This window comes from Sphingomonas sanxanigenens DSM 19645 = NX02 (assembly GCF_000512205.2).
GTDB classification, from domain to species: Bacteria; Pseudomonadota; Alphaproteobacteria; order Sphingomonadales; family Sphingomonadaceae; genus Sphingomonas_D; species Sphingomonas_D sanxanigenens.
Genome location: NZ_CP006644.1, coordinates 433,610 through 456,538 on the forward strand (window position 1 = coordinate 433,610; position 22,929 = coordinate 456,538).

The window sequence follows — 22,929 nt, forward strand, 5'->3', positions numbered from 1 at the left end:
TTCAGCCCACCTTCTCGATGCGGACAGGCACGGCCTTGCTGGCCGGAGTTTTGGAGTTCCTGTCGTGGTGGGCAAGGGCGATCAGCGGATTAAGTTCCGGGTAGTAGCCCACGATTGTGCCAGCCGGCAGATCGAATGGCACGATCTCCAGATCGTCGATGCGGCGAAGATGCTGGTCGCAGGCGTCGCCCACCAGCGACACGCGCTGCCCGGCCGCCAGTCCCGCCCGCTCGATGTCGACAGGGCTGATCAGGATGACATCCCGCTTGCCTTCGATTCCTCGCATGCGGTCGCTATACCCATAGATGGTGGTGTTGAACTGGTCGTTCGAGCGCACGGTGACGAGGCGATAGCGGCCATCGGCGTCGGCGACATCGGTGGCTGCCAGCATCTCAGGAGCGGTGAACTCCGCCTTGCCGCTTTCCGTTTTCCAGATCCGTTCGCGTGCATCGTTGCCCCGATAGAATCCGCCCGGCTCGAACATCCGCGCGTTCATGTCGTGAAACTGCTCGTGATAGGTCTCGGCGATCAGATCGCGCACGAGGCCATAGTCGTCCGTCCACTCGTCCCAGCGTAGCTTGGGATTTGCAGACAGGGTTGTCTTTGCGATGCCAGCCACGATCGCCAGTTCCGATTTCAGATGCTCGCTGGCCGGCTGGCGATGGCCAAGCGAGCCGTGAATGTGGCTGAAGCTGTCTTCGACTGTCACTGTCTGAGGACCACCAGCCTGCATGTCTTCCTCGCTTCGGCCCAAGCAAGGCAGGAGATAGGCGGTGCGCCCGTTGAACAGATGTGAGCGGTTGAGTTTCGTCGCGATCTGCACTGTCAGATCAAGCTGCTCCCATGCTGGTTCGATCCGGCCCTGGTCGGGAATGGCACGCAGGAAATTGCCGCCCAGACCGATGAAAGCGCGGACCGATCCGTCGAGTACGCCTTCACAGACCCTGACCGTCGTCATGCCCTCGTCGCGCGGCGGATCGAAATCGAACTGCTCGGCGAGCTTGTCTAGTGGAACGAGCTCGGGTTTCTCGGAGATGCCAACTGTACGTTGACCCTGAACGTTGGAGTGGCCGCGCACCGGGCAAATACCGGCCCCCGGCCGTCCGATATGCCCACGCATCAGCAGCAAGTTGAGCAACATCGCGATATTTTCGAACCCGTGGACATGCTGGGTCAGGCCCATGCCATAGACGCCGATCACGCGGTCCGCCTCGACATAGACCCGTCCGGCTTCCTCGATATCGGCGCGACTGAGCCCCGATTCCTGTTCGATCCGCTCCCAAGACGTCGCTTCCGCCTTTGCGCGGAAGGCATCATAGCCGGTGCAATGCGCTGCGATGAAATCATGATCGATCACCGTTCCGCCGCGCTGTTCATCCGCAGCCAGAACATATTTGCATAGCCCCATGATCGCGGCGATGTCGCCGCCCGCCCTGACCTGCAAATATTGACAACTGATCTGTGTGTTACGCCCGGTCAGCATCTGGCCGGGCCGTTGGGGGTTGGTGAATTCAAGCAATCCCTTCTCGCGGATGGGGTTGAACGTCACAACCTTGCATCCACGCTCCACCGCTTTCTGCAGCGGATGGAGGAAACGTGGACTGTTCGTTCCCGTATTCTGGCCGAAGAAGAAGATGGCATCGCATTGCTCGAAATCGTCGAGCACGCAGGTGCCGACCGGCGACCCGATCAGTTTGTTGAGCGTGACCGACGTCGTTTCGTGGCACATGTTGGAACTGTCGGGCAGATTGTTGTGCCCATAGAGGCGGGAGAACAGCGCATAGAGATAGGAGGTTTCAAGGCTCGCCCGCCCCGACGCATAGAAAACAGCGGATTTGGGCTCTATAGCCTTCAGTCCCGCGCCTATCGCCGAGAATGCCTCCTCCCAACTGCACGGCACATAACGGTCGCTCGCCTGGTCGAAACGCAGAGGATGGGTCAAACGCCCCTGCTGCTCGAGATCATGGTCGCTCCATTTTCGCAGCTCGGTGACGCTGTGTTCGGCGAAGAAGTCCGGCGTGCAGCATCGCGTCGTCAGTTCCCACAAGGTCGCCTTGGCGCCGTTCTCGCAGAATTCGAAGGCATGGGGATGCTTCGGTTTGCCCCAGGCGCAGCTGGTGCACATGAAACCACCGGTCTTGTTCTGTGTTCGAAGCGTCGCTAAAGCGCCCGGCGAGGACATTTCACGGGCCATCGTTTGGACGATGCCGCGGAGGGATCCCCAACCACCGGAAGTTCCCTCGTATTCGGTGGGCTTAGTATCATCCGTCATCGCAGGCTCTGTCCTCCTACATGCCCCCCCTTCCGTAAGTCTCCCTGCGGTCGATCGGTTGCGCCGTCACATAATGTAACAGTACGGACAAACGATCGAACCAACCCTTAGTGACGAATTAACGCAGGTTGTGTGCGTCAATGTCTGCAAAAAGGGCGGCCGTGACGGACTGGTCAGGCTGCTTGGCGTAGCTGGCTTTTCTTGAGCTCCCTGAGATCGTCCATGTTGAGATATCGATGGGCCTCGAGCCAGTTTTCGTGTGTCTCGACGGCGAGAGCACGGACGAGCCGACGGCATGAGTCGGAGTTTGGAAAGATGCGCACGACGTAGGTTCGACGGCGAATTTCCTCGTTGAGCCGCTCAAGCATGTTGGTGCTTTTGAGATGCTTATGATGCCGTCGCGGCAGCCTGTAGAAGGTCAGCGTCTCCTCGATCGCCTCCTCCGCCCAGGCGACGAGCTTGGGATATCTTCCGCTCCATTTGGCGATCCAGACGGCGAGGTCGCGCCGGGCCTCTTCGACCGAGCGGCGATCGTAGAGCCAGCGCAGTTCCTGCAGGCAATCGTCGTCGGCCTTGCGGGGCAGATGGTCGAGGGCATTGCGCAGGAAGTGGACATAACAGCGCTGGAAGGCGGCCTCCGGCAGCACCTCGCGAACCGCGGCACGCAGGCCGGCATGATCGTCTGCAACGATGAACTCGACGCCATGCAGTCCGCGCTTGCGCATGCCGAGCAGCAGGTCCTTCCACGACGAGCGGCTCTCGCGATTGGCCATCTCGACGGCGAGGATCTGGCGACGTCCGTCCCAGTCGATGCCGATCGCGATCAGCACCGCCTGGCTGGAAACGATCCCGCCCTCGCGTACCTTTTCGTAGCGCGCGTCGAGGATCAGATAGGGAAAGGGCTCGGCAAGCTGGCGACCGGCGAAGGCCGCGAGGCTCGCGTCGAGCCGCTTGTTGATCGCCGAGATCGCTGACGCCGAGACGCTGTGGCCACACAGTTCCTCGGTGATCGCCTTCACCTTGCGCGTCGACACGCCCTGCACATACATCTCGGCAAGCGTCGCAACCAGCGCCTGTTCCGAACGCTGGTAACGCTCGAACAGTTCTGTCGAGAAGCGACCGTTGCGGTCTTGCGGAACCCGCAGCTCGAGTTTGCCGACGCGCGTCACCAGCGTCCGGCTGTAATAGCCCGAACGATAGCCCAGGCGCGTCTCTGTCCGCTCGCTCTTGCTCGCGCCAAGGGCGTCATCCATCTCCGCCTCCAGCATCGCCTGCATCACGCTGCGAACAATCTCTCGCAGACCTTCTCCGCTCTGCGTCAAAAGCTCTTGGACGGCGGCTACCGACGGTTTAACTTCCTTCCCGGTCATGGTGGGTCTCCTTGGTGACGTTGAACATCACCAGCCTGCCATGGCCGCCCCCCGCTCAAAGCGGTTTTTGCAGATACTCCCGCACACTACCTTAACGCACTTTCGTCGGTGATCGGCGCGCCGCCATCTTTCTCTTCGAGCAGCACCGCCGCCGGTCGGTCGTGCTTCACTCCTTCATATGACATTTCATCACTGCTGCTCGGGATAATCTTCCGGCTTGACCGTGCCGACCACCGGGCGATCCTCCACTTTCTCCTGCGGCTGTCCACCACCAGTGCGGTCATCGCCTTCCGCGGCGTCGGGCCGTGCATCGCCCAATGGCCCGCGCGGCATCTCATCAGGGTTCTTCTTGTCTTGTTGATTATCCATTGTCGCCTCCATCGGTTGGCGTGCGCCCATCAGCGCCGGCCGGCGCCTTCACGGCCCGCTCTGGAATCCTCTTCCTCGCCCTCGCGAGTCATCGTCTGCGGGTCGTAATCATCGGGAATGCTCCCGCCGCTCAGCGGGTCGCGCTTCGGCTCGCGGTCGAGCGTGTCGCTCGGCCGCCGCGCGGCACCCTCGGGCTGGTTCTCGGTCGAGATATTGGGATTGCGCACCGTCTCGGTGGGGACGTCGCGCACCGTGCGGTCATCATTCATGGGCCTTCTCCTTATGTGCATCTTTCGGTGCCTTGCCGAATGCCTTGCGCAGCTCATCCTTGGCGCTCTCCAGCACCTGTCGCTGGCCCTCGCCGAGATTGTCACCCGCGCGGTTGATGTAGAAGTTGAGCATGCCCATTGCCGATTGGAGCGGCGTACCCTTGCGACGCTTGCTGTGCTCAGCCGAGCGCTTGAGCGAGGCCGCGATCTTCGCGGCGTCGTCCTGTTTGAACACGCCATCCTCGAGATCGAGCGCGTCCGAATGCTCGGTCACGTCCTGCGACCATTTTTCCCCGGGCATGGCTCAATCCTTCCCGCTGCCGGGTTCGGCCATGCCGCGATGCATTTGCGCGAGCGTCGATTGCGGCACGACGCCCGATGCGGCGACCTGAAGCTTGTTGGAAAGGCCCGAAACGATATGCCCTTTGCCGGAGAGCATCGCCTTCCAGCCGTCGCGCGCCACCTTGGCGGGATCGGCCTTGTCCCGCTGGCCGACATCGGTATCTAGCATGCCCGCGCGCTCGAAAAACTCGGTCTCCGTCGCCCCCGGCATCAGCGTGGTGAGGGTGACCCCGTCGACATCCTTGATCTCGTTGCGCAGCGCCTCGGTGAAATTGTCGACGAACGCCTTGGTTGCGTTGTAGACCGCGTTGAAGCTGCCCGGGATGTAGCCGGCGATCGATCCGGTCACGAGGATCTTGCCGGCGTTGCGGGCGACCATGTCCGTCAGCACTTTCTGCAGCAGATAGATGGTGCCGGTGATGTTGGTATCGATGGAATGGCGCCAATGCGCCACCTCCTGCTCCAAAAAGGGGCCGCCGGTGCCGACGCCGGCATTGGCGCAAAGCACGTCGACCTGGCGGCCCTCGGTCGCGGTGAGGAGCCGGTCGACGCCTTCGAATGTCGCAAGATCGGCCTGGACCGATCGGACATCGACGCCGTGATCCTTGAAATCCTGCGCCGCGGCTTCGATCAGCGGCTCATCGGCGACGACGAGCAGATCATAGCCGTCCTCCGCGACAACATGCGCAAGTTCGAAGCCGATGCCGGTCGAGGCTCCCGTGATGATCGCGAATTTATCGGCCATGCCCATCTCTCCTTACGCGGCAACCCGATCGAGCCCGGGCTTCAGGACCACCTTGGTCACGTCGTTCTGATGATCGTGGAAGATCTTGTAGCCATCGGGCGCCTCGCTCAGTGGCATGCGATGGCTGATCAGGAAGGTCGTATCGATCTTCCCCTCCATGATCGCATTGAGCAGCCCCGGCAGATAATGCTGCACATGGGTCTGGCCGGTCTTGAGGGTCAGGCCCTTCTCCATGAAGGCGCCCAATGGAAACTTGTCGACGAAGCCGCCGTAGACCGCCGGCATCGAGACGCGCCCGCCTTTGCGGCAGGCGATGATCGCCTGGCGGATCGAGTGGGTGCGATCGGTGCCCGTGAAGGTCGAGACCTTGATCTGGTCCCAGACATTGTCGGCGAACAGGCCGTGCGCCTCCAGCCCGACCGCATCGATGCAGGCGTCGGGGCCGATGCCGCCGGTCATCTCCATCAGCGCCTCGTAGGTCTTGCTCTCTTCGAAATTGATCGTCTCGGCGCCGAACTTCGCCGCCAGTTCGAGCCGGCGCGGGAAATGATCGATGGCGATCACGCGTTCGGCACCCATCAGGAACGCCGCCTGCACGCAGAACAGCCCGACCGGGCCGCAGCCCCAGACCGCGACCGTGTCGCCGGGCTCGATCTCGGCATATTCCGCCGCCTGCCAGCCGGTCGGCAATATGTCGGAAAGGAACAACACCTTGTCGTCCTCGACCCCGTCGGGGATGACGATCGGGCCGACATCGCTGAACGGCACGCGGACATATTCGGCCTGACCGCCCGCATAGCCGCCGGTCATATGGCTGTAGCCGAACAGCCCGCTCATCGGCTGGCCGTAGAGCGTCTGGGCGATGTCCTGATTGTCGGCCGGGTTGGCGTTGTCGCAGGCGGAATATTGGTGCTTACCGCAATGGTAGCAGCCGCCGCACGCGATCGTGAACGGCACCACGACGCGCTGGCCCTTCTTGAGCGTCGACCCGGGACCGGTCTCCACCACCTCGCCCATGAACTCATGCCCAAGAATGTCGCCGGCTTGCATCGTCGGGATATAGCCGTCGTAGAGATGCAGGTCCGATCCGCAGATCGCGGTCGAGGTGACCTTGATGATCGCGTCGCGGGGGTTGAGGATCTCGGGATCGTCCACCGTATCGACGCGGACGTCATGCTTTCCGTGCCATGCCAGAGCGCGCATCAGGCCGTCTCCTCTTCGAATTGCTTTCGGGTGCGAGCCGCCGTGGCGATCTCGCCGGTTTCCATGAGCTGCTTGAAGCGCCTGAGGTCACGCCGCGCCTGGATGGCAGGCTCGCGCTGGAACATTTTGGCGATGATCTTGCCGATGAACCCCGCGGGCGGATCATAGAGAATCGTCGCGGTGACCACCGTGCCGCGATCGCCCGCATCGCGGAAATCGATCCGGCCGCTATTGGGCACGTCAGCGCCGTCCTTGGACGCCCAGGCGATCAGCTCATTAGGGCGCTCTTCGGTGATGACCGCATCCCACTCGACCGTTTTCCCGCCCGGCGCCTTGACCACCCAGTGGCTGGTCGCATCATCGATGACATCGACCCGCTCGACATTGTCCATGAAGCTGGGAAGCCGACTGAAATCGCGCCAGTAGGCATAAAGCTCTTCACGCGGGCGCTTGATGGTGACCGAGCGGCCCACAAGACTATCGCCCTTCGCTTCCACCAGATTGCCTGTCGCATCGCCAATCTTGTCGGACCGTTTCGACGTCGTGATCGGCGCGTCGTCATCACGCAGTTCGGACATTTCGCTTCTCCTGCGGGTGTTGTGCTCAGTGAAGAAACAAGGCATTCATGACGCCGTTCCTGCGTGAAGAACGTCCCGTCACGATAGCGGCTCGCCTCGCGTCATTGTGTAGGTGCCGACATCTTCAACGAACCCGCCCCTAACCGTTGAGTTGCCTGTCAGCGCCGCCGCTTAACAATGATCATAGCGAAACTTCACCTCGGCTGGATCGGCCAGGCCTCATCGCTCGTTCAGACCATGCGTTCTTTATTCAGGCAGATTGTCGGATGTTGATGGACCGACTCCTCGCGAACCGACGCGGCGTCGCTCTGACGCCCGAGGAGCGTGCGCGGCTGGAAAGCACGATCAGCGAGGTCCGGACCTTCGAACCGCTGTCAACGGCGGAGCAAAACCCGGCCAGCGGGGCGGAGTAAAAGCAGGCCAGCGGTCGAGGCGTGATGACGATATGGAAAGGGCCCCGATCGGGGCCCTTTCCATATCGTCGCGACCGTTTTCTCCCGGCTATGGCGACGGGATCTCGCCGGTGTTCGGGTCGGCCGACACGGTGGCCTGGTTTTGCTCCGCCCTTCTGGCTGATCGCCGGCCGGCGGACTGTTTGAGGCGGTAGCTGTCGCCGTTCATGGTGAGGATGGAGACGTGGTGGGTGAGCCGGTCGAGCAGCGCGCCGGTAAGCCGTTCTGAGGCGAGGACCTGGGTCCAGTCCTCGAACGGCAAGTTCGACGTGATGATGGTCGAGCCGCGCTCGTAGCGCTGCGACAGCACCTCGAAGAGAAGTTCGGCGCCAGTCGCCGACAGCGGCACATAGCCGAGCTCGTCGACGATGAGCAGCTTCACGGCCGCCAGTTCCCGCTGGAGCTTGAGCAGGCGCCGCTCGTCGCGCGCCTCCATCAGCTGGTTGACCAGCGAAGCGGCGGTCGCGAAGGCGACGGTGAATCCCTTCTGGCAAGCAGCCAGGCCGAGCGCGAGAGCGACGTGCGTCTTGCCCGTGCCGCTGTTGCCCAGCGCAATGACGTTCTCCCGCCGAAGGATATACTCCGAGCGAGCGAGCTCGAGCACCAGCATCTTGTTGAGGCTGGGGATGGCTGTGAAGTCGAAGGTGTCGAGACTCTTCACCGCCGGGAAGCGGGCGGCGCGGATCCGCCGCTCGACCGTGCGCCGCTCCCTGTCGATGAGCTCAAGCTCGATGAGGCGCAGCAGGTAGCGTGGGTGGTCGACACCGTCGCGAGCGCATTCGCGCGCGACCTTCTCATATTCGCGCAGCACGGTCGGCAGCTTGAGCTGCTTGAGGTGGTGGGCGAGCAGCACCTGGGGTGTCCCGCCGGTCGTGCCGGTCGGCATCTTGTCGCCGGTCATGCCGCCAGCACCCCATAGTCCGCCGCCCGTGTCGTCTTCACGTCCGTCCGGGGCAGGTGCGGATAGGCGGCCAGATCGAGACGGGGCGGTCGCCGTTCGATACGCGCCAGCGCGATGAGCTTCACCGCGTCGAAGCCGATGGCGCCGAGCTGCACGGCCTGCGTCACCGCGTCGGTGACGACGGCGAGCGGCAGGGCTTCGAGCAGCCGCAGCACCTGGATGAACTCGCGCTTCCCCTTGGTGCCCATACGAGCTTCCAGAAGGTGGCGCAGATGCTGGAAGATCTCGGGCAGATCCCAGCCCTGCAAGGCGGCCGCCTGGTCGAGCGCGCCGGGCTTCTGCTCGATGAGCGCGAGATAATGCAGCGGGTTGGCGACGAATGCGCCCTCGCCATAGCTGCGCGGATGCCGGGCGATCTCCTCGCCGGCGATGCTGATGACCACCTCGTCGACGAACCCCTTCACCAGGACGTCGCGGAAGCCATAGACGGTTGGCACCGAATAGTCGTTGGTCCGATAGCGCACCAGCGCGGTCGACGATACGCGCGCCGACCGCTTCTCGCACGGCTCCAACGGCACCGCCGGCAAGGCCCGGAAGGCCTGCCGGTCGGCGACGAGGCGCTCGGCGATGGTGTCGGCATGGCGCCCGGCATGCCCGTTCTGTCGAGCCAGGCAATCCTTCGCCAGGCGCTCGTTCAACTCGTCGAAGCTGCGCGCTACCGGAATGGGCACCATGAACATCGCGCGGGCGTGCTTCACCAGCGCTTCGACCTTCCCCTTGTCGTTGCCCTTGCCGGGACGACCGAAGCGGTCGGCAAACAAATAGTGGCTGACCAGCTCGGTGAAGGCCCGCGTGCGCTCGCGCTTGCCGTCGCCGCAGATCCTCGCCACCGCGATCTTCAGATTGTCGTAGAGGATGGACAGCGGCACGCCGCCGAAAAAGGCGAAGGCCGAAACATGACCGTCGAGGAACGCCTCGGTCGTCTCGCGCGGATAGGCCTTCACGAAACACGCATCTGAGTGCGGCAGGTCCATGCAGAAATAATGGACCTTCTGCCGCATGCCGCCGATCTCTGCCCACGCCTCGCCGAAGTCGACCTGGGCATGGCCCGGCGGGTGTGCCAGCGGCACGAACGTCTCGCGGCTGCGTGCGCGGCTCTGCCGGACATAGTCCTTCACCACCGTGTAGCCGCCGCCATAGCCATGCTCGTCGCGCAGCCGCTCGAAGATCCGCTTGGCGGTGTGCTGCTGCTTGGCCGGCGACAGGCGATCCTCGCGCAGGATAGCGTCGATGACCGGCAACAGCGGACCTAGCTTCGGCTTCTCCGGCGGCTTCGTGCGCCGGTAGCCCGGCGGCAGCGAGAACGCGCACATCTTCGCCACCGTGTCCCGGCTCAGACCGAACGCCTTCGCCGCCTCCCGGCGGCTGTGACCTTCCACGAACACAAAACGCCGAACGGCCGCGTAACTCTCCAAGGCAAACATCCCCGCCGCCCCAAAACGAGCAGCTTACCACTGGCAGGATTTCTCTCCGCCGCACCGGCACCTATGCCGGCGCTCCCGTGGCCGGGTTTGTCACCGCCCTACACACTTCATCCATAAATATGAGCTGCAGAAGGAGCTTGGGCGGGTTCCGGACGACACCAGCCTGCTGATCGACCTTTCCTCGACCAACTATGTCGACCTGGACAATATCGACATCATCAACGCCTTCATAAAAGGCGCGGCCTACCGCAACATCAAGGTCACCGTCCGCGGCGATCTCGCCGAGCGAAGCGCGCCGCTGATCAACGCTCCGCTCGCGGGAGTCCGTTTCGCATGAGGGCCTATCGTCAGCTCCTCCTCGCGAACAAGGCCTGGGCTGCCGAGCTCAAGGATGAGCATCCCGAGTTCTTCTCCCGGCAGGTCATCGGGCAGCAGCCCGAGTTTCTGTGGATCGGCTGCTCGGACAGCCGGGTCAGCCCCGAGCAGATGACCATGACGCCCCCTGGAGGGATGTTCATCCACCGCAACATCGCGAACCTCGTCCATGACGACGACCTCAACCTCCTTTCGGTTCTGCAATATGCCGTCGCAGTCCTTCGCGTGAAGCATGTGATCATCTGCGGGCATCATGGCTGCGGCGGCGTGAAAGCGGCCATGACGGGAGGGACCACGGGATCGGTGGATGCGTGGCTTGCGAACGCGCGCGAGGTGCTGGTCGATCATGCCGCCGAGATTGCCGCCGCGGGCGAGAAGGAGGCGCAGATCAACCGCTTCGTCGAGGTGAATGTCCGCGATCAGCTCGTCAGGCTGGCCCGCACGGACACGATCCAGGAAGCGTTTGCCGCGCAGCAACCCTTGCAGCTTCATGGCTGGGTCTACGACATTCGCGACGGCCTCATCAAACCCCTGATGGAAATCGAGGCTTCGACGAGGCTGGACGATGTCGGAGCCCCACATAAGGTTCTCTGACCAACCAGTGGCCATGTGTCTGCCGCATTGTAAGAAAGAAGATTCTCGATCGCAGCCAGGATCAGCTGCCGGAATGCGAAAGTTCGTCACGGTGATAGGCAGGCCTGTCGACTGTCCAATGTATGCGGTTTCGGGCCGTGTAGCATAGACTTTCCTCTCGGCCGACCGCACGTCATTTAATGGGATGTCCTGTCTGATTTAGCGGCTTCGCGCATTTAACGGTGGCTAGCAATGATATCGGATGGTTTGTCGCTCGTCTCATCGATAGACAGGTCTCATGGTCCGGCTCGCGGTGACTGGAATGAAGACAGGCTTGCCACAGCCCTTGTTGACTCTTGTTGAAGTGGAGAACATTTAGAGAACATAAATCTGTTTCGAATGTTCTCTGATGTATGGAATCGCCAACAAATCCGCAGATCGCCGCGCTTCGCGAGCGAATCGCGCGTATCGAAGCGAGCGGCCGCCGTCCATGCGGCGTGCTGCCGTTCGGTCTTCCCGTCCTCGATCGCAAGGTGCCGGGGGGCGGGCTGCAGCTCGGCGCGCTCCACGAAATTGCGGGCGGGAGCAATGGCGCCGTGCATGGTGCGGCGGCTGCGCTGTTCGCGGCCGGGATCGCCGCGCGCACGCCGGGCCAGGTGCTCTGGTGCGTGACGCGCGGCGACCTGTTCGCACCGGCGCTGGCGCAGGCCGGTCTCCATCCCGATCGCGTCATCTATGCCGAGGTGGGCGACGAAAAGGGCGTGCTGGCCTGCATGGAGGAAGGCCTGCGCCATGGCGGGCCGACGGCCGTGGTGGGCGAGCTGGCGCGCCTGCCGATGGTCGCCTCGCGCCGCCTCCAGCTCGCCGCCGAAGGATCGGGCACGATCGCGCTCGCCATTCGCCGCTGGCGCCGCATGGCCGAAGCCGCGGATTTCGGGCAGCCGACCGCGAGCGTGACGCGCTGGCGCGTCACCGCGCTCCCTTCCGCTCCGCTGCCCGTGCCTGGCGTCGGCCGCCCCCGTTGGCTGGTCGAGCTGATTCGTGTGAGAGCGGGGGAGTGCGCCGATTTCGAGCTGGAGGCGTGTGATGACGCGGGCCGTCTCGCTCTACCTGCCGAGTTGGCCCACGGACCGGCTGATGCGGAGCCTGGGCGCTTCGGCGCCGTCGCCTGACGCGCCGCTGGTCCTGGTGGGCAGCACGGGGAGCAAGCGCGCGATCCTCGGCCTCAATGCCACCGCGCTGGAGCAAGGGGCTATGCCGGGCATGGCGGTTGCGAAAGCGCAGGCGCTCATTGCCGGTCTCGACGTGCGCGAGGCCGATCCCGCCGGCGACGATGCCGCGCTGGAGCGGCTCGCGATATGGGCGCTACGGCGTTATTCGCCGATGGTCGCCGCCGATCCGCCCGATGGCCTCCGCCTCGATATGGCGGGCGCTGCGCATCTGCTGGGCGGGGAGCCTGCGTTCCTTGACGATCTTGCGCGACGACTGGCCGAAGGCGGTATCGCCGCGCGGATCGCGATCGCGCCGACCTATGGCGCTGCCCATGCGCTCGCACGTTACGCGGCGTCGCCGTCGATCGTCGACCCGGCAACGCTCGAGGCCAGCATCGCGCCCTTGCCGGTGGCCGCGCTGCGGCTCGACACGGCCACGGTGGCGGCGTTGCGGCGGCTCGGTGTCGATAGCATAGGCGAGCTGGCAGCGCTGCCGCGCGCGCCGCTCGCCCTGCGCTTCGGCCCGGAGGTTTCCCGAAGGCTCGATCAGGCGTTCGGCCGCGCCGCCGAGCCTTTCGAGCTGGTCGAGGCACCCGAGCTGGTCCGTGTGCGGCGCGCCTTCGCTGAACCGATCGCCGCGCCCGAAACGCTGGCGCGCTATACGGGAAAGCTCGCGGGGCAGCTCTGCGAGGCATTGGAGGCGAGGGGGCTTGGCGCCCGGCGGCTCGATCTGCTGTTTCACCGGGTCGACAACCGCATCGAGGCGATCCGTGCCGGGACGGCCAAGCCGCTGCGCGATGCAGGCCGGATGACGCGGTTGCTGTGCGACCGCATCGAGACGATCGCGCCGGGCTATGGCATCGAGCTGATGGTCCTGACCGCGACCATCGCCGAGCCTCTCGACTATCGCACGGGCCTTTCGAGCCTGATCGATCCGGCTGCGCCCGATCTCACCGATCTGGTCGACACGCTTGCCAACCGCATGGCCCATGGCCGGCTCTATCGCTGCGCGCCGACGCAGAGCGAAGTGCCCGAGCGCGGCGTCTGCCGCGTGGAGGCGATGGCGCCGCCGGTCGGCGTCACCTGGCCCGCCGACTGGCCGCGCCCGTCGCGGCTCCTCGATCCCCCGGCGCCGGTCGAAGCCATGGCGCTGCTGCCCGATCATCCGCCGGCGAGCTTCACCTGGGCTGGCGTGCGCCGCCGTGTCCGGCGTGCCGATGGCCCGGAGCGGATTTTCGGCGAATGGTGGGTGCGCGATGGCGAGCTGGCGGCCGTGCGCGACTATTTTCAGGTCGAGGATGAAGCGGGCGAGCGGTTCTGGCTGTTCCGGCGCGGCGACGGCGAAGATCCGGGCACCGGCGATCATCGCTGGTATCTCCATGGCATCTTCGCATGACGCGCTATGCCGAACTGCAATGCGCGTCGCATTTCTCCTTCCTGCGCGGCGCGAGCAGCGCGGAGGAAGTCTTCGCCACGGCCGCGCAGCTCGGGATCGAGGCGCTGGCGATCACGGACCGGAACAGCCTCGCCGGAATCGTGCGCGCGCACGAGGCGGCGAAGGCGGCCGGCGTGCGCCTCATCGTCGGCGCGCGGCTGATCCTCGCCGATCAGAGCGATATCGCCGTCTATCCGACCGATCGGTCCGCCTATGCGCGGCTGTGCCGATTGCTCTCGATCGGCAAGGCGCGCGGCGGAAAGGGCAAGTGCGAGCTGCATTGGGACGATCTGCGGCAGTGGGGCGAGGGCCTGGTCGCGATCCTCGTTCCCGATGCGGCCGACGATCTGACCGCGCTGCGGCTGCGGCGGATCTCGGAGATATTCCCTGGCCGTGCCTTTCTCTCGCTTACCCTGCGCCGGCGGCCGCGCGATTTCCTTCGCCTGCACGATCTGGTGAACATGGCGGCGCAAGCGGGCGTCCCGACCGTGGCGACCAATGACGTGCTGTTTCATAGCGCCGACCGGCGGATGCTGCAGGATGTCATGACCTGCATCCGCGAGGGGCTGACCATCGACGATGCCGGTTTCGCGAAGAACCGGCACGCCGACCGCTATCTTAAGCCCCCTGAAGAGATGGCGAGGCTGTTCCGGCTGTGGCCGGAGGCGGTGGCGCGCAGCGTGGATATCGCCGATCGCTGCCGCTTCAGCCTTGATGAACTGGCCTATCAATATCCGCATGAGGTCGTGGATGAAGGGCTGAGCGCGCAGGAAACCCTTGAAAAGCGCACATGGGAAGGCGCGGCCACACGCTATCCCGAAGGCCTGCCCGATGAGGTGGCCGCCACCCTTCACCACGAGCTGGGCCTGATCGCCAGCCTCGACTATGCACCCTATTTCCTCACCGTCGATGCGATCGTGCGGCAGGCGCGCGCGCTCGGTATATTGTGCCAGGGACGCGGCAGCGCGGCCAACTCGGCGGTCTGCTATGTGCTGGGCGTCACGTCGATCGATCCCTCGCGCAACAATCTCCTGTTCGAGCGTTTCGTGAGCCAGGAACGGCGCGAGCCGCCTGATATTGACGTGGATTTCGAGCACCAGCGCCGCGAGGAAGTGATCCAGTGGGTCTATGAGACCTATGGCCGACATCGCGCCGCCCTCTGCTCGACGGTGATCCGCTACCGCGCCAAGGGCGCGCTGCGCGATGTCGGCAAGGCCATGGGCCTGCCCGAGGACATGATCGGTCTGCTCTCGTCGCAGATATGGGGCTGGTCCACCGAAGGCGCCGAGCCCAAACATGCCGAGGAACTGAACCTCAATCTCGACGATCGGCGTCTGAAGCTCACGCTCGAACTTGCTCGGCAGCTCATCGGCACGCCGCGCCATCTTTCGCAGCATCCCGGCGGGTTCGTGCTGACCGAGGACAGGCTGGACGAACTGGTCCCGATCGAGCCGGCGGCCATGGAGGACCGCCAGGTGATCGAATGGGACAAGGATGATGTCGATGCGCTGAAGATGATGAAGGTCGACGTGCTGGCGCTTGGCATGCTGTCGGCCATGCGGCGGGGCTTTGATCTGCTGCGCGAGCATAAGGGCATCGACATCGATCTGGCCTCGGTGCCGGCGGAAGATCCGCGCACCTATGCGATGATCCGCAAGGCGGATACGCTGGGCACGTTCCAGATCGAATCCAGGGCGCAGATGGCGATGCTCCCGCGCATGAAGCCGCGGACCTATTACGATCTCGTCATCCAGGTGGCGATCGTGAGGCCGGGGCCGATCCAGGGCGACATGGTGCATCCCTATCTCCGGCGGCGCGAGGGGCTGGAATCGGTCGATTTTCCGACACCCGAGCTGGAACGGGTGCTCGGCAAGACGCTGGGCGTCCCGCTCTTTCAGGAACAGGCGATGCAGGTCGCCATGGTCTGCGCCGGGTTTACGGCAAGCGAGGCCGACCAGCTCCGCCGCGCGATGGCCACCTTCAAGCATACCGGCGGCGTGGTGCATTTTCGCGAGCGGCTGATGAGCGGCATGATCGAGCGCGGCTATGGCGAGGAATTCGCCGAGCGCACGGTCAGCCAGCTCGAAGGCTTCGGCAGCTATGGCTTCCCCGAATCGCATGCCGCCAGCTTCGCGCTCATCGCCTATGCGTCGAGCTGGCTCAAATGCTGGCATCCCGAGATCTTTTGCGCGGCCTTGCTGAACAGTCAGCCGATGGGTTTCTATGCCCCGGCGCAAATCGTCCGCGATGCCCGCGAGCACGGTGTCGAGGTGCGGCCTGTCTGCGCCAACAGCTCACGCTGGGACTGCACGCTGGAACAGGCAGCCGAGGATCGCTTCGCGGTCCGGCTCGGCTTAAACCGGGTGGCGGGCCTCGCCAATGCCGACGGCGCGGCGATCGTCGCGGCGCGGGCCGCGCAGCCGTTCGTGGATATCGACGATCTGTGGCGCCGTGCCGGGGTGCCCGCCGCCGCGCTGGTCCATCTTGCCGAGGCCGACGCCTTCAGGCCCGCCTTCGGCCTTGCACGGCGCGAGGCGCTATGGGCGATCAAGGCGCTGCGCGACCAGCCTCTGCCCCTCTTCGCGGCGGCTGCCCGGAGCGATGAACGTCCAGCGCCGGAAGTCGTGGAAGAGGCCGTGCGCCTCAAGGCGATGACGGCGGGTCGCGAAGTGGTCGAGGATTATCGCCATACGGGGCTCACGCTCAGGCAGCACCCTGTATTCTTTTTACGTGCCGAGCTGGAGCGCGAGCGTTTCGTTTCCTGTGCTGCCGCCAATGGGCTGAAAGACGGCCGTCCGGTGCGGACAGCCGGGCTGGTGCTGGTGCGCCAGCGGCCGGGATCGGCGAAGAACGTCACTTTCATCACGCTCGAGGACGAAACCGGCATCGCTAACCTCGTGGTCTGGCCGGACTTATACGAGAAACAGCGGCGGATCGTGCTCACCGCGTCGATGCTTGGGCTGCAGGGCCGGGTGCAGCGCGAAGGTGATGTCATCCACTTGATCTGCGCGCGGCTGTTCGACCTGACGCCGCTGCTCTCCGGCCTGGGCGAGTGCGACGGCAGCTTTCCAAAGGCGGGCGGCCGCGGCGACGGCGCCCGCTTCGGAGCGACCGACGATCCCCGCGAGCGCCCGCCGCGCCTCGCCGGGCTGCGCGGCCCCGATCGACATGAAGGCGCGCTCCGGTTGAAAGCGAGGGATTTCCGTTAGGCTCGTGTGGTTGTCCGGGATTTTCGTCGCGGTTTTCCTGGGGTGGTCGCCGCTGAGAGTTGTTCGGTGGAGTGTTGGTAGCTATTCCCGACTCCCCTCGACCTTGTTGCGGGCCAGTTCCGCCGAGCGAAGTGATCTTCTGGTCAAACGGGCTTGCAATGCGCCCTATAGTCTACCAGATTAGTGGGGAATAAAGAAATTCTATTCCGCCGTGGCGGAGTCGATGCGTTAGTCTGCGGACTGGGTATCGCGTCGGCGCGGTCCAGTGCCTTTGGATCCCGTAGGGTTGTGTGCGTCAATGTCTGCAAAAAGGGCGGCCGTGACGGACTGGTCAGGCTGCTTGGCGTAGCTGGCTTTTCTTGAGCTCCCTGAGATCGTCCATGTTGAGATATCGATGGGCCTCGAGCCAGTTTTCGTGTGTCTCGACGGCGAGAGCACGGACGAGCCGACGGCATGAGTCGGAGTTTGGAAAGATGCGCACGACGTAGGTTCGACGGCGAATTTCCTCGTTGAGCCGCTCAAGCATGTTGGTGCTTTTGAGATGCTTATGATGCCGTCGCGGCAGCCTGTAGAAGGTCAGCGTCTCCTCGATCGCCTCCTCCGCCCAGGCGACGAGCTTGGGATATCTTCCGCTCCATTTGGCGATCCAGACGGCGAGGTCGCGCCGGGCCTCTTCGACCGAGCGGCGATCGTAGAGCCAGCGCAGTTCCTGCAGGCAATCGTCGTCGGCCTTGCGGGGCAGATGGTCGAGGGCATTGCGCAGGAAGTGGACATAACAGCGCTGGAAGGCGGCCTCCGGCAGCACCTCGCGAACCGCGGCACGCAGGCCGGCATGATCGTCTGCAACGATGAACTCGACGCCATGCAGTCCGCGCTTGCGCATGCCGAGCAGCAGGTCCTTCCACGACGAGCGGCTCTCGCGATTGGCCATCTCGACGGCGAGGATCTGGCGACGTCCGTCCCAGTCGATGCCGATCGCGATCAGCACCGCCTGGCTGGAAACGATCCCGCCCTCGCGTACCTTTTCGTAGCGCGCGTCGAGGATCAGATAGGGAAAGGGCTCGGCAAGCTGGCGACCGGCGAAGGCCGCGAGGCTCGCGTCGAGCCGCTTGTTGATCGCCGAGATCGCTGACGCCGAGACGCTGTGGCCACACAGTTCCTCGGTGATCGCCTTCACCTTGCGCGTCGACACGCCCTGCACATACATCTCGGCAAGCGTCGCAACCAGCGCCTGTTCCGAACGCTGGTAACGCTCGAACAGTTCTGTCGAGAAGCGACCGTTGCGGTCTTGCGGAACCCGCAGCTCGAGTTTGCCGACGCGCGTCACCAGCGTCCGGCTGTAATAGCCCGAACGATAGCCCAGGCGCGTCTCTGTCCGCTCGCTCTTGCTCGCGCCAAGGGCGTCATCCATCTCCGCCTCCAGCATCGCCTGCATCACGCTGCGAACAATCTCTCGCAGACCTTCTCCGCTCTGCGTCAAAAGCTCTTGGACGGCGGCTACCGACGGTTTAACTTCCTTCCCGGTCATGGTGGGTCTCCTTGGTGACGTTGAACATCACCAGCCTGCCATGGCCGCCCCCCGCTCAAAGCGGTTTTTGCAGATACTCCCGCACACTACCTCCCGTAGAACGTTCGGGGGGCGGCAGGGCCGATGACACTCCTGAGGGGGCGACGAGCAAAAGGGGGCTTCCGGCCTGCCTCACCAGAGGTGGTCATAACCGGCCGCGCTGCGCGGCACAGAGATGACGCTGATGGATCTTGCTGCGATCGATTTGGAGGCCCGTTGCCTTCCCCGACCTGACTGGTCCCTTGTGATCGAAACGGAGATCCCGGGCGCGTGCGCGATGGGCGCCGGTCGCCAGCTCCTTGCCCATCGAGCACGTAGGGCCTTCGCCCGGCGAATGGCGCGCGAGGCGCGCGCGATCGTCAGCTATCTCGAACAAGGAGCAGGCCTTGAGCAGCATTCCCTATAAAAGCGCCCTCATCGTCGGCACCGGTCCCGGCATCAGCGCTTCGCTGGCGCGCCAGTTGTCGCAGGCAGGGCTCAAGGTTGCGGTGGCGGCGCGCAACGTCGACAAGCTCCAGGGGCTGGTCGAGGATACCGGAGCGCAGGCTTTCGCGGTCGAGGCCACCGATCCAAAGGATGTGGCAGACCTGTTCGCGTCGGTCGAGGCGGGGATCGGCGTACCCGAAGTCGTGGTCTACAACGCCAGCGGCCGGGTTCGCGGGGCCATTGTCGATCTCGATCCCGAAGAGGTGCGCCGCGCGATCGAGGTGTCCGCCTATGGCGGTTTCCTGGTCGTCCAGCAGGCGGCCAGGCGGTTGCTTCCCCTGGGCAAGGGCGCGATCCTCCTCACCGGCGCCACCGCCAGCGTCAAGGGCTTCGCCAATTCTTCCAGTTTCGCGATCGGCAAGTTCGGCCTGCGCGGTCTCGCCCAGAGCACAGCGCGGGAACTGGCGCCCAAGGGCATTCATGTCGCCCATTTCGTGATCGACGGCGGCGTGCGCGGCGCGGCGCGTCCCGACCCCGCCGATCGCCCCGACAGTACGCTCGATCCGGATGGGATCGCCCAGAGCTATCTCACCGTGCTCGCCCAGCCACGCAGCGCCTGGAGCTGGGAGGTCGAACTGCGACCCTGGGTCGAGAGTTTCTGAAGCGATGGCCGGCGACATCATCGTGCTCAGCGATTTGTCTGCCTGCTTCAGGGATGGGGAGGGGCGCATCCGGCCGATGCGCATGCTCGTGGCCCGCGATGATCCCGATGCGCACCGGCGCCATCGGGAAGTGGCCGGCCCGCAATCCTATCAAGGCTGCCTCATGGCGGCGCGCTACGACGGATGGAGACCATAGGAACCGATGACCCGAACCCGCCAGCTCCATCTCGGCGCCTTCATGCGCCCGGTGTCGATCCACACAGGCGCGTGGCGTTATCCGGGCGCCTGGCCCGACGCCAATTTCAACCTCGCTCATCTCAGACGCCTCATCCAGACGCTCGAGGCGGCCAAATTCGACGCTTTCTTCATGGCGGACCATCTCGCCGTGCTCAACATGCCGATCGAGGCCTTGAAGCGCAGCCACACCGTCACCTCGTTCGAGCCGTTCACCTTGCTGTCGGCGCTCGCCATGGCGACGGAGCGGATCGGGCTCATTGCCACGGCGTCGACCACCTATGACGAGCCGTTCCACATCGCCCGGCGGTTCGCCTCGCTCGATCATCTAAGCGAGGGGCGCGCCGGCTGGAACATCGTCACCACCGGAAATCCCGAGACCTCGCACAATTTCGGCAGCGACCAGCATCGCGCACGCCACCCGCTATGAGCGTGCCCGCGAATTCTACGACGTGGTGACGGGGCTGTGGGACAGCTGGGCAGACGACGCCTTCGTGCGCGATGTGGATGCCGGCATCTATTTCGATCCCGATAAGCTCCATGTGCTCGATCACAAGGGGCCGCATCTCTCGGTGCGTGGACCACTCAACATCGCGCGGCCGGTCCAGGGCTGGCCGGTGATCGTGCAGGCCGGGGCTTCCGAGCCCGGCCGGTGGCTCGCGGCGGAGACGGCCGAGGTGATCTTCGGCGCGGAGCAGACGATCGAGGGCGGCAAGGCCTTCTATGCCGATGTGAAGGGTCGGATGCGCGCGATCGGCCGCGATCCCGACCATCTCAAGATCCTGCCCGCCGCCTTCGTGATGGTGGGCGACACGATCGAGGAAGCACAGGCGAAGCGCGCGCATCTCGACAGCCTCGTCCACTACGACAGCGGCATCCGCTCACTCTCGATCATGCTCGACTATGATGTCGCGGGCTTCGATCCGGATGGACCGCTCCCCGAAATTCCCGAGAGCAACGCCAGCAAGTCGAGCCGTGACCGGGTTGTCGAGGCCGCGCGCGAGAAGAATCTCACGATCCGGCAGCTTGCCGCGAGCGCAGGCAGCTATGCGGGGCTGGCCTTTGTGGGCACGCCGGACAGTATCGCCGATGAGATGGAGGCGTGGCTCGAGGAGCGAGCCTCGGACGGGTTCAACATGATGTTCCCCTGGCTCCCCGGCGGCCTCGACGACTTTACCGGCCGTGTCGTGCCCGAGCTGCAAAGGCGCGGCATCTTTCGCACCGAATATGGGGGCAGCACGCTGCGCGATCATCTCGGATTGCCGCGGCCGGAGAACCGCTTGTTCGCGACCGGGCAGGTCCCGGTGGCGGTTAGAGCGTGACATCTGACCGCATATCCTGGAGCGACGCTGCAAACATGATCCGCGAAATCCTCAAGATGGGCGATCCCCGACTGCTTAAGGTCGCGCGGCCGGTCGATGATCTCGCCGATCCGGCCCTCAAGACGATCATAGCCGATCTCTACGAGACGATGCATGCCGCGAACGGGGTCGGCCTTGCCGCGCCGCAGGTCGGCATTGACCAGCGCGTCATGATCTTCGGGTTCAAAAGCAATCCACGCTATCCGGAGGCCGAGCCGGTGCCGGTGACGACGCTGATCAATCCCTGGCTCGAGAACCTCACCGACGAGACCGAAGAGGATTGGGAGGGCTGCCTGTCGGTGCCGGGCATGCGCGGGCTCGTCCCGCGCAGCACTCATATCCGCTATGGCGGTACGCTCGAGGACGGGACGCATGTCGAGCGCGAGGCGCACGGCTTTCATGCCCGTGTCTTCCAGCATGAGTTCGATCATCTGGAGGGCGTGCTCTATCCGCACCGCATTCGCGATCTCACCCGCTTCGGCTTCATCGAGGCACTATTCCCGCAGAGCGATCTCGCCGCTCTGGAAAAGGCGCCGGACGCCTCCCAACCCCCTTTGACAACGATCGGAGATGCGGCATGAGCCAGCTCGACCTCGTCGACAATGACGTCCCCCAGACGCACGAGGATGCAGTCTCGTCCGCCTATGTGCCGGTACTGCAAGTGACGGCCGGTCAGCCCGGGCCGATCGCGGCCAATGGCGGGCGCTCCTACATGGCGTTCGACCGGAATGGCGACGCGGGCACCGGCAAGGCGCTCGAGGACGCGCTCGCGCTGATCGCCGAAGGTGAAGGCCGGCGCGCGGTCGAGCGGATCGCGCAGGCCCCCGCCACCGGTCTCGAGACTGAATTGGGGCTCGGTTTTCGCAGCTATGAAGAATGCCTTGCTCACATCCGGCAGGCGGGCCTTGCCGCGCCGGAAGGGGGCGTGGTGACGCCGCTCCCCTATACGATCTACGAGCAGCCGACCTATTCGGTGGTGCCCTCCCATGCGATCTGGACCGATCCCGCGCGTGCCGATGTCGCGGCGATCCTCCAGCAGAATGAGGACGATAATCTCAGGCGCGACCTGTGGTTTCCCCAGGTCCTTCGCGATGCACGCCGGATCGGCGACAAGTATCCCGGCCTGTCGCCCCGGAGCCCGGAGAGCATGGACCGGCTCGGCGTATCACTCGCCCATCTCGAATCCGCCTGCACCAATTTCTACGACGCGGCCGAGGTCGAGCGGGTGTTCTACCCCGAGATCGAGAAGCTGCTGCTCGACTTCTTCCCGGGCGCGACCGACGCTCTGGTCTATAATCACGATGTGTTCGACGCCGACTATGCCGGTGACCGGACCGAGGATCAGGCCGCAAAGAATCCGGGCGTCAATGCGCGCTACGCCAATATCGTGCACAACGACCTCAACGATAATAGCGGGCGGGTCCGCTGCCGCGAGTTGCTGACCCGCAACCTGCGCAATTTCGGCCGCACGCAGCATTACAGCGAGGAAGAGGCCGACGCGAAAATGGCGCGCCGTTTCATGTCGATCAACCTCGCCAAGCCGATGGAGACGGTCGAGCAATATCCCTTCGTGCTTGCCGCTTGGCCGTCCTTCGCCGACCAGCCGTATGTCACCAATTACCGCATCTACGACGACCGCGTCGGAGAGACGCAGCGCTTCACCTTCCGGCCGACCCACGAATGGTACTGGTTCCCGCAGCAGACCCCTATCGAGGTGTCGATGCTCAAATGCTATGATTCGATCACCGACGGCTCTGTCTCGCGCTGGTCCTTCCACACTGCCGCGATCGATCCGACCGCGCCGGCGAACGCCCGCTGCCGCAAGAATGTCGTTGTACGCTCATTCGTCTTTTTCTGAGCGTTAAGGGCGCGCTGCGCAGGATGGACCCGG

Annotated in this window: 21 protein-coding genes; 10 read left to right on the top strand and 11 right to left on the bottom strand. The window is 64.4% G+C overall.

Translation table 11 applies throughout. The features are described 5' to 3' along the window. Position 1 precedes the first annotated feature (1 nt). From NX02_RS01940 to istA, 10 genes are all read right to left on the bottom strand, one after another. Positions 2 to 2,272, bottom strand: coding sequence for an FdhF/YdeP family oxidoreductase (locus NX02_RS01940; protein ID WP_025290539.1), 2,271 nt, complete (start codon positions 2,270 to 2,272; stop codon positions 2 to 4). 173 nt (positions 2,273 to 2,445) lie between these two features. Further along, positions 2,446 to 3,642: an IS256 family transposase gene (locus NX02_RS01945; RefSeq protein ID WP_025290540.1), complete on the bottom strand. Its 1,197-nt coding sequence runs from the start codon at positions 3,640 to 3,642 to the stop codon at positions 2,446 to 2,448. Positions 3,643 to 3,831: 189 nt separating this feature from the next. Then, positions 3,832 to 4,011, bottom strand: coding sequence for a hypothetical protein (locus tag NX02_RS01950; RefSeq protein ID WP_025290541.1), 180 nt, complete (start codon positions 4,009 to 4,011; stop codon positions 3,832 to 3,834). 29 nt (positions 4,012 to 4,040) lie between these two features. Further along, positions 4,041 to 4,280 carry a hypothetical protein gene (locus NX02_RS01955; protein WP_025290542.1) on the bottom strand — a complete coding sequence of 80 codons (240 nt, stop codon included), beginning with the start codon at positions 4,278 to 4,280 and terminating at the stop codon, positions 4,041 to 4,043. After that, positions 4,273 to 4,581, bottom strand: coding sequence for a DUF3175 domain-containing protein (locus tag NX02_RS01960; protein ID WP_025290543.1), 309 nt, complete (start codon positions 4,579 to 4,581; stop codon positions 4,273 to 4,275). The genes NX02_RS01955 and NX02_RS01960 overlap by 8 nt, the downstream gene beginning before the upstream one ends. A 3-nt stretch (positions 4,582 to 4,584) precedes the next feature. After that, positions 4,585 to 5,367 carry an SDR family NAD(P)-dependent oxidoreductase gene (locus NX02_RS01965; protein WP_025290544.1) on the bottom strand — a complete coding sequence of 261 codons (783 nt, stop codon included), beginning with the start codon at positions 5,365 to 5,367 and terminating at the stop codon, positions 4,585 to 4,587. A 12-nt stretch (positions 5,368 to 5,379) separates the two neighbouring features. Continuing rightward, a complete protein-coding gene (locus NX02_RS01970) occupies positions 5,380 to 6,570 on the bottom strand; it encodes a zinc-dependent alcohol dehydrogenase (RefSeq protein WP_025290545.1) in 1,191 nt (396 codons plus the stop codon). Next, the gene (locus NX02_RS01975; protein ID WP_025290546.1) at positions 6,570 to 7,148 is read right to left on the bottom strand and encodes an SRPBCC family protein; all 579 of its coding nucleotides are present in this window, start codon (positions 7,146 to 7,148) and stop codon (positions 6,570 to 6,572) included. Before NX02_RS01975 ends, NX02_RS01970 begins: the two co-directional genes overlap by 1 nt. 501 nt (positions 7,149 to 7,649) lie before the next feature. Next, the gene (gene istB, locus NX02_RS01980) at positions 7,650 to 8,501 is read right to left on the bottom strand and encodes an IS21-like element helper ATPase IstB (protein WP_425424012.1); all 852 of its coding nucleotides are present in this window, start codon (positions 8,499 to 8,501) and stop codon (positions 7,650 to 7,652) included. Further along, complete coding sequence (istA, locus tag NX02_RS01985; protein ID WP_039996352.1) at positions 8,498 to 9,985, bottom strand: IS21 family transposase; 1,488 nt, start codon at positions 9,983 to 9,985, stop codon at positions 8,498 to 8,500. The genes istB and istA overlap by 4 nt, the downstream gene beginning before the upstream one ends. A gap of 333 nt (positions 9,986 to 10,318) precedes the next feature. Between istA and NX02_RS01990 the strand changes: the two genes are divergently transcribed. The 4 genes from NX02_RS01990 (at position 10,319) to NX02_RS02005 (ending at position 16,788) form a co-directional block, all read left to right on the top strand. Continuing rightward, positions 10,319 to 10,954, top strand: a complete 636-nt coding sequence (locus tag NX02_RS01990) for a carbonic anhydrase (RefSeq protein WP_025290549.1) — start codon at positions 10,319 to 10,321, stop codon at positions 10,952 to 10,954. A gap of 392 nt (positions 10,955 to 11,346) precedes the next feature. Further along, positions 11,347 to 12,105, top strand: a complete 759-nt coding sequence (locus NX02_RS01995; RefSeq protein WP_025290550.1) for an ImuA family protein — start codon at positions 11,347 to 11,349, stop codon at positions 12,103 to 12,105. Next, complete coding sequence (locus tag NX02_RS02000) at positions 12,020 to 13,540, top strand: Y-family DNA polymerase (RefSeq protein WP_039996353.1); 1,521 nt, start codon at positions 12,020 to 12,022, stop codon at positions 13,538 to 13,540. Before NX02_RS01995 ends, NX02_RS02000 begins: the two co-directional genes overlap by 86 nt. Continuing rightward, positions 13,537 to 16,788: an error-prone DNA polymerase gene (locus tag NX02_RS02005; RefSeq protein ID WP_025290552.1), complete on the top strand. Its 3,252-nt coding sequence runs from the start codon at positions 13,537 to 13,539 to the stop codon at positions 16,786 to 16,788. The genes NX02_RS02000 and NX02_RS02005 overlap by 4 nt, the downstream gene beginning before the upstream one ends. Positions 16,789 to 17,119: 331 nt before the next feature. Here the strand turns inward: NX02_RS02005 and NX02_RS02010 are convergent, their stop codons facing one another. Continuing rightward, positions 17,120 to 18,316 (bottom strand): IS256 family transposase, encoded by a 1,197-nt coding sequence (locus NX02_RS02010; protein WP_025290540.1) that lies wholly within the window; start codon positions 18,314 to 18,316, stop codon positions 17,120 to 17,122. Positions 18,317 to 18,741: 425 nt separating this feature from the next. Between NX02_RS02010 and NX02_RS02015 the strand changes: the two genes are divergently transcribed. Genes NX02_RS02015 through NX02_RS02035 form a run of 6 tightly spaced genes read left to right on the top strand, consistent with a single transcriptional unit; the run spans position 18,742 to position 22,896 of the window. Continuing rightward, positions 18,742 to 19,443 (top strand): SDR family NAD(P)-dependent oxidoreductase, encoded by a 702-nt coding sequence (locus tag NX02_RS02015; protein ID WP_025290553.1) that lies wholly within the window; start codon positions 18,742 to 18,744, stop codon positions 19,441 to 19,443. Positions 19,444 to 19,447: 4 nt separating this feature from the next. Further along, positions 19,448 to 19,639, top strand: a complete 192-nt coding sequence (locus tag NX02_RS02020) for a hypothetical protein (RefSeq protein ID WP_025290554.1) — start codon at positions 19,448 to 19,450, stop codon at positions 19,637 to 19,639. A gap of 6 nt (positions 19,640 to 19,645) precedes the next feature. Then, positions 19,646 to 20,107, top strand: coding sequence for an LLM class flavin-dependent oxidoreductase (locus tag NX02_RS33875; RefSeq protein ID WP_281178287.1), 462 nt, complete (start codon positions 19,646 to 19,648; stop codon positions 20,105 to 20,107). Beyond that, the gene (locus NX02_RS02025; protein ID WP_281178370.1) at positions 20,085 to 20,999 is read left to right on the top strand and encodes an NtaA/DmoA family FMN-dependent monooxygenase; all 915 of its coding nucleotides are present in this window, start codon (positions 20,085 to 20,087) and stop codon (positions 20,997 to 20,999) included. Before NX02_RS33875 ends, NX02_RS02025 begins: the two co-directional genes overlap by 23 nt. A gap of 35 nt (positions 21,000 to 21,034) precedes the next feature. Next, entirely contained in the window at positions 21,035 to 21,619 is a 585-nt protein-coding gene (def, locus tag NX02_RS02030; RefSeq protein WP_025290555.1) for a peptide deformylase, read from the top strand. Beyond that, a complete protein-coding gene (locus tag NX02_RS02035; RefSeq protein ID WP_025290556.1) occupies positions 21,616 to 22,896 on the top strand; it encodes a CmcJ/NvfI family oxidoreductase in 1,281 nt (426 codons plus the stop codon). The genes def and NX02_RS02035 overlap by 4 nt, the downstream gene beginning before the upstream one ends. Positions 22,897 to 22,929 lie beyond the last annotated feature (33 nt).

Coding starts and splice junctions, on each gene's coding strand:
- NX02_RS01995 (WP_025290550.1), top strand. CDS start 11,347: ATGGAATCGCCAACAAATCCGCAGATCGCCGCGCTTCGCGAGCGAATC.
- NX02_RS02000 (WP_039996353.1), top strand. CDS start 12,020: ATGACGCGGGCCGTCTCGCTCTACCTGCCGAGTTGGCCCACGGACCGG.
- NX02_RS02035 (WP_025290556.1), top strand. CDS start 21,616: ATGAGCCAGCTCGACCTCGTCGACAATGACGTCCCCCAGACGCACGAG.
- NX02_RS01940 (WP_025290539.1), bottom strand. CDS start 2,272: ATGACGGATGATACTAAGCCCACCGAATACGAGGGAACTTCCGGTGGT.
- NX02_RS01950 (WP_025290541.1), bottom strand. CDS start 4,011: ATGGATAATCAACAAGACAAGAAGAACCCTGATGAGATGCCGCGCGGG.
- NX02_RS01960 (WP_025290543.1), bottom strand. CDS start 4,581: ATGCCCGGGGAAAAATGGTCGCAGGACGTGACCGAGCATTCGGACGCG.
- NX02_RS01990 (WP_025290549.1), top strand. CDS start 10,319: ATGAGGGCCTATCGTCAGCTCCTCCTCGCGAACAAGGCCTGGGCTGCC.
- NX02_RS02005 (WP_025290552.1), top strand. CDS start 13,537: ATGACGCGCTATGCCGAACTGCAATGCGCGTCGCATTTCTCCTTCCTG.
- def (WP_025290555.1), top strand. CDS start 21,035: ATGATCCGCGAAATCCTCAAGATGGGCGATCCCCGACTGCTTAAGGTC.
- NX02_RS01955 (WP_025290542.1), bottom strand. CDS start 4,280: ATGAATGATGACCGCACGGTGCGCGACGTCCCCACCGAGACGGTGCGC.
- NX02_RS01975 (WP_025290546.1), bottom strand. CDS start 7,148: ATGTCCGAACTGCGTGATGACGACGCGCCGATCACGACGTCGAAACGG.
- NX02_RS01965 (WP_025290544.1), bottom strand. CDS start 5,367: ATGGCCGATAAATTCGCGATCATCACGGGAGCCTCGACCGGCATCGGC.
- NX02_RS01970 (WP_025290545.1), bottom strand. CDS start 6,570: ATGCGCGCTCTGGCATGGCACGGAAAGCATGACGTCCGCGTCGATACG.
- istA (WP_039996352.1), bottom strand. CDS start 9,985: ATGTTTGCCTTGGAGAGTTACGCGGCCGTTCGGCGTTTTGTGTTCGTG.
- NX02_RS02020 (WP_025290554.1), top strand. CDS start 19,448: ATGGCCGGCGACATCATCGTGCTCAGCGATTTGTCTGCCTGCTTCAGG.
- istB (WP_425424012.1), bottom strand. CDS start 8,501: ATGACCGGCGACAAGATGCCGACCGGCACGACCGGCGGGACACCCCAG.
- NX02_RS33875 (WP_281178287.1), top strand. CDS start 19,646: ATGACCCGAACCCGCCAGCTCCATCTCGGCGCCTTCATGCGCCCGGTG.
- NX02_RS01945 (WP_025290540.1), bottom strand. CDS start 3,642: ATGACCGGGAAGGAAGTTAAACCGTCGGTAGCCGCCGTCCAAGAGCTT.
- NX02_RS02010 (WP_025290540.1), bottom strand. CDS start 18,316: ATGACCGGGAAGGAAGTTAAACCGTCGGTAGCCGCCGTCCAAGAGCTT.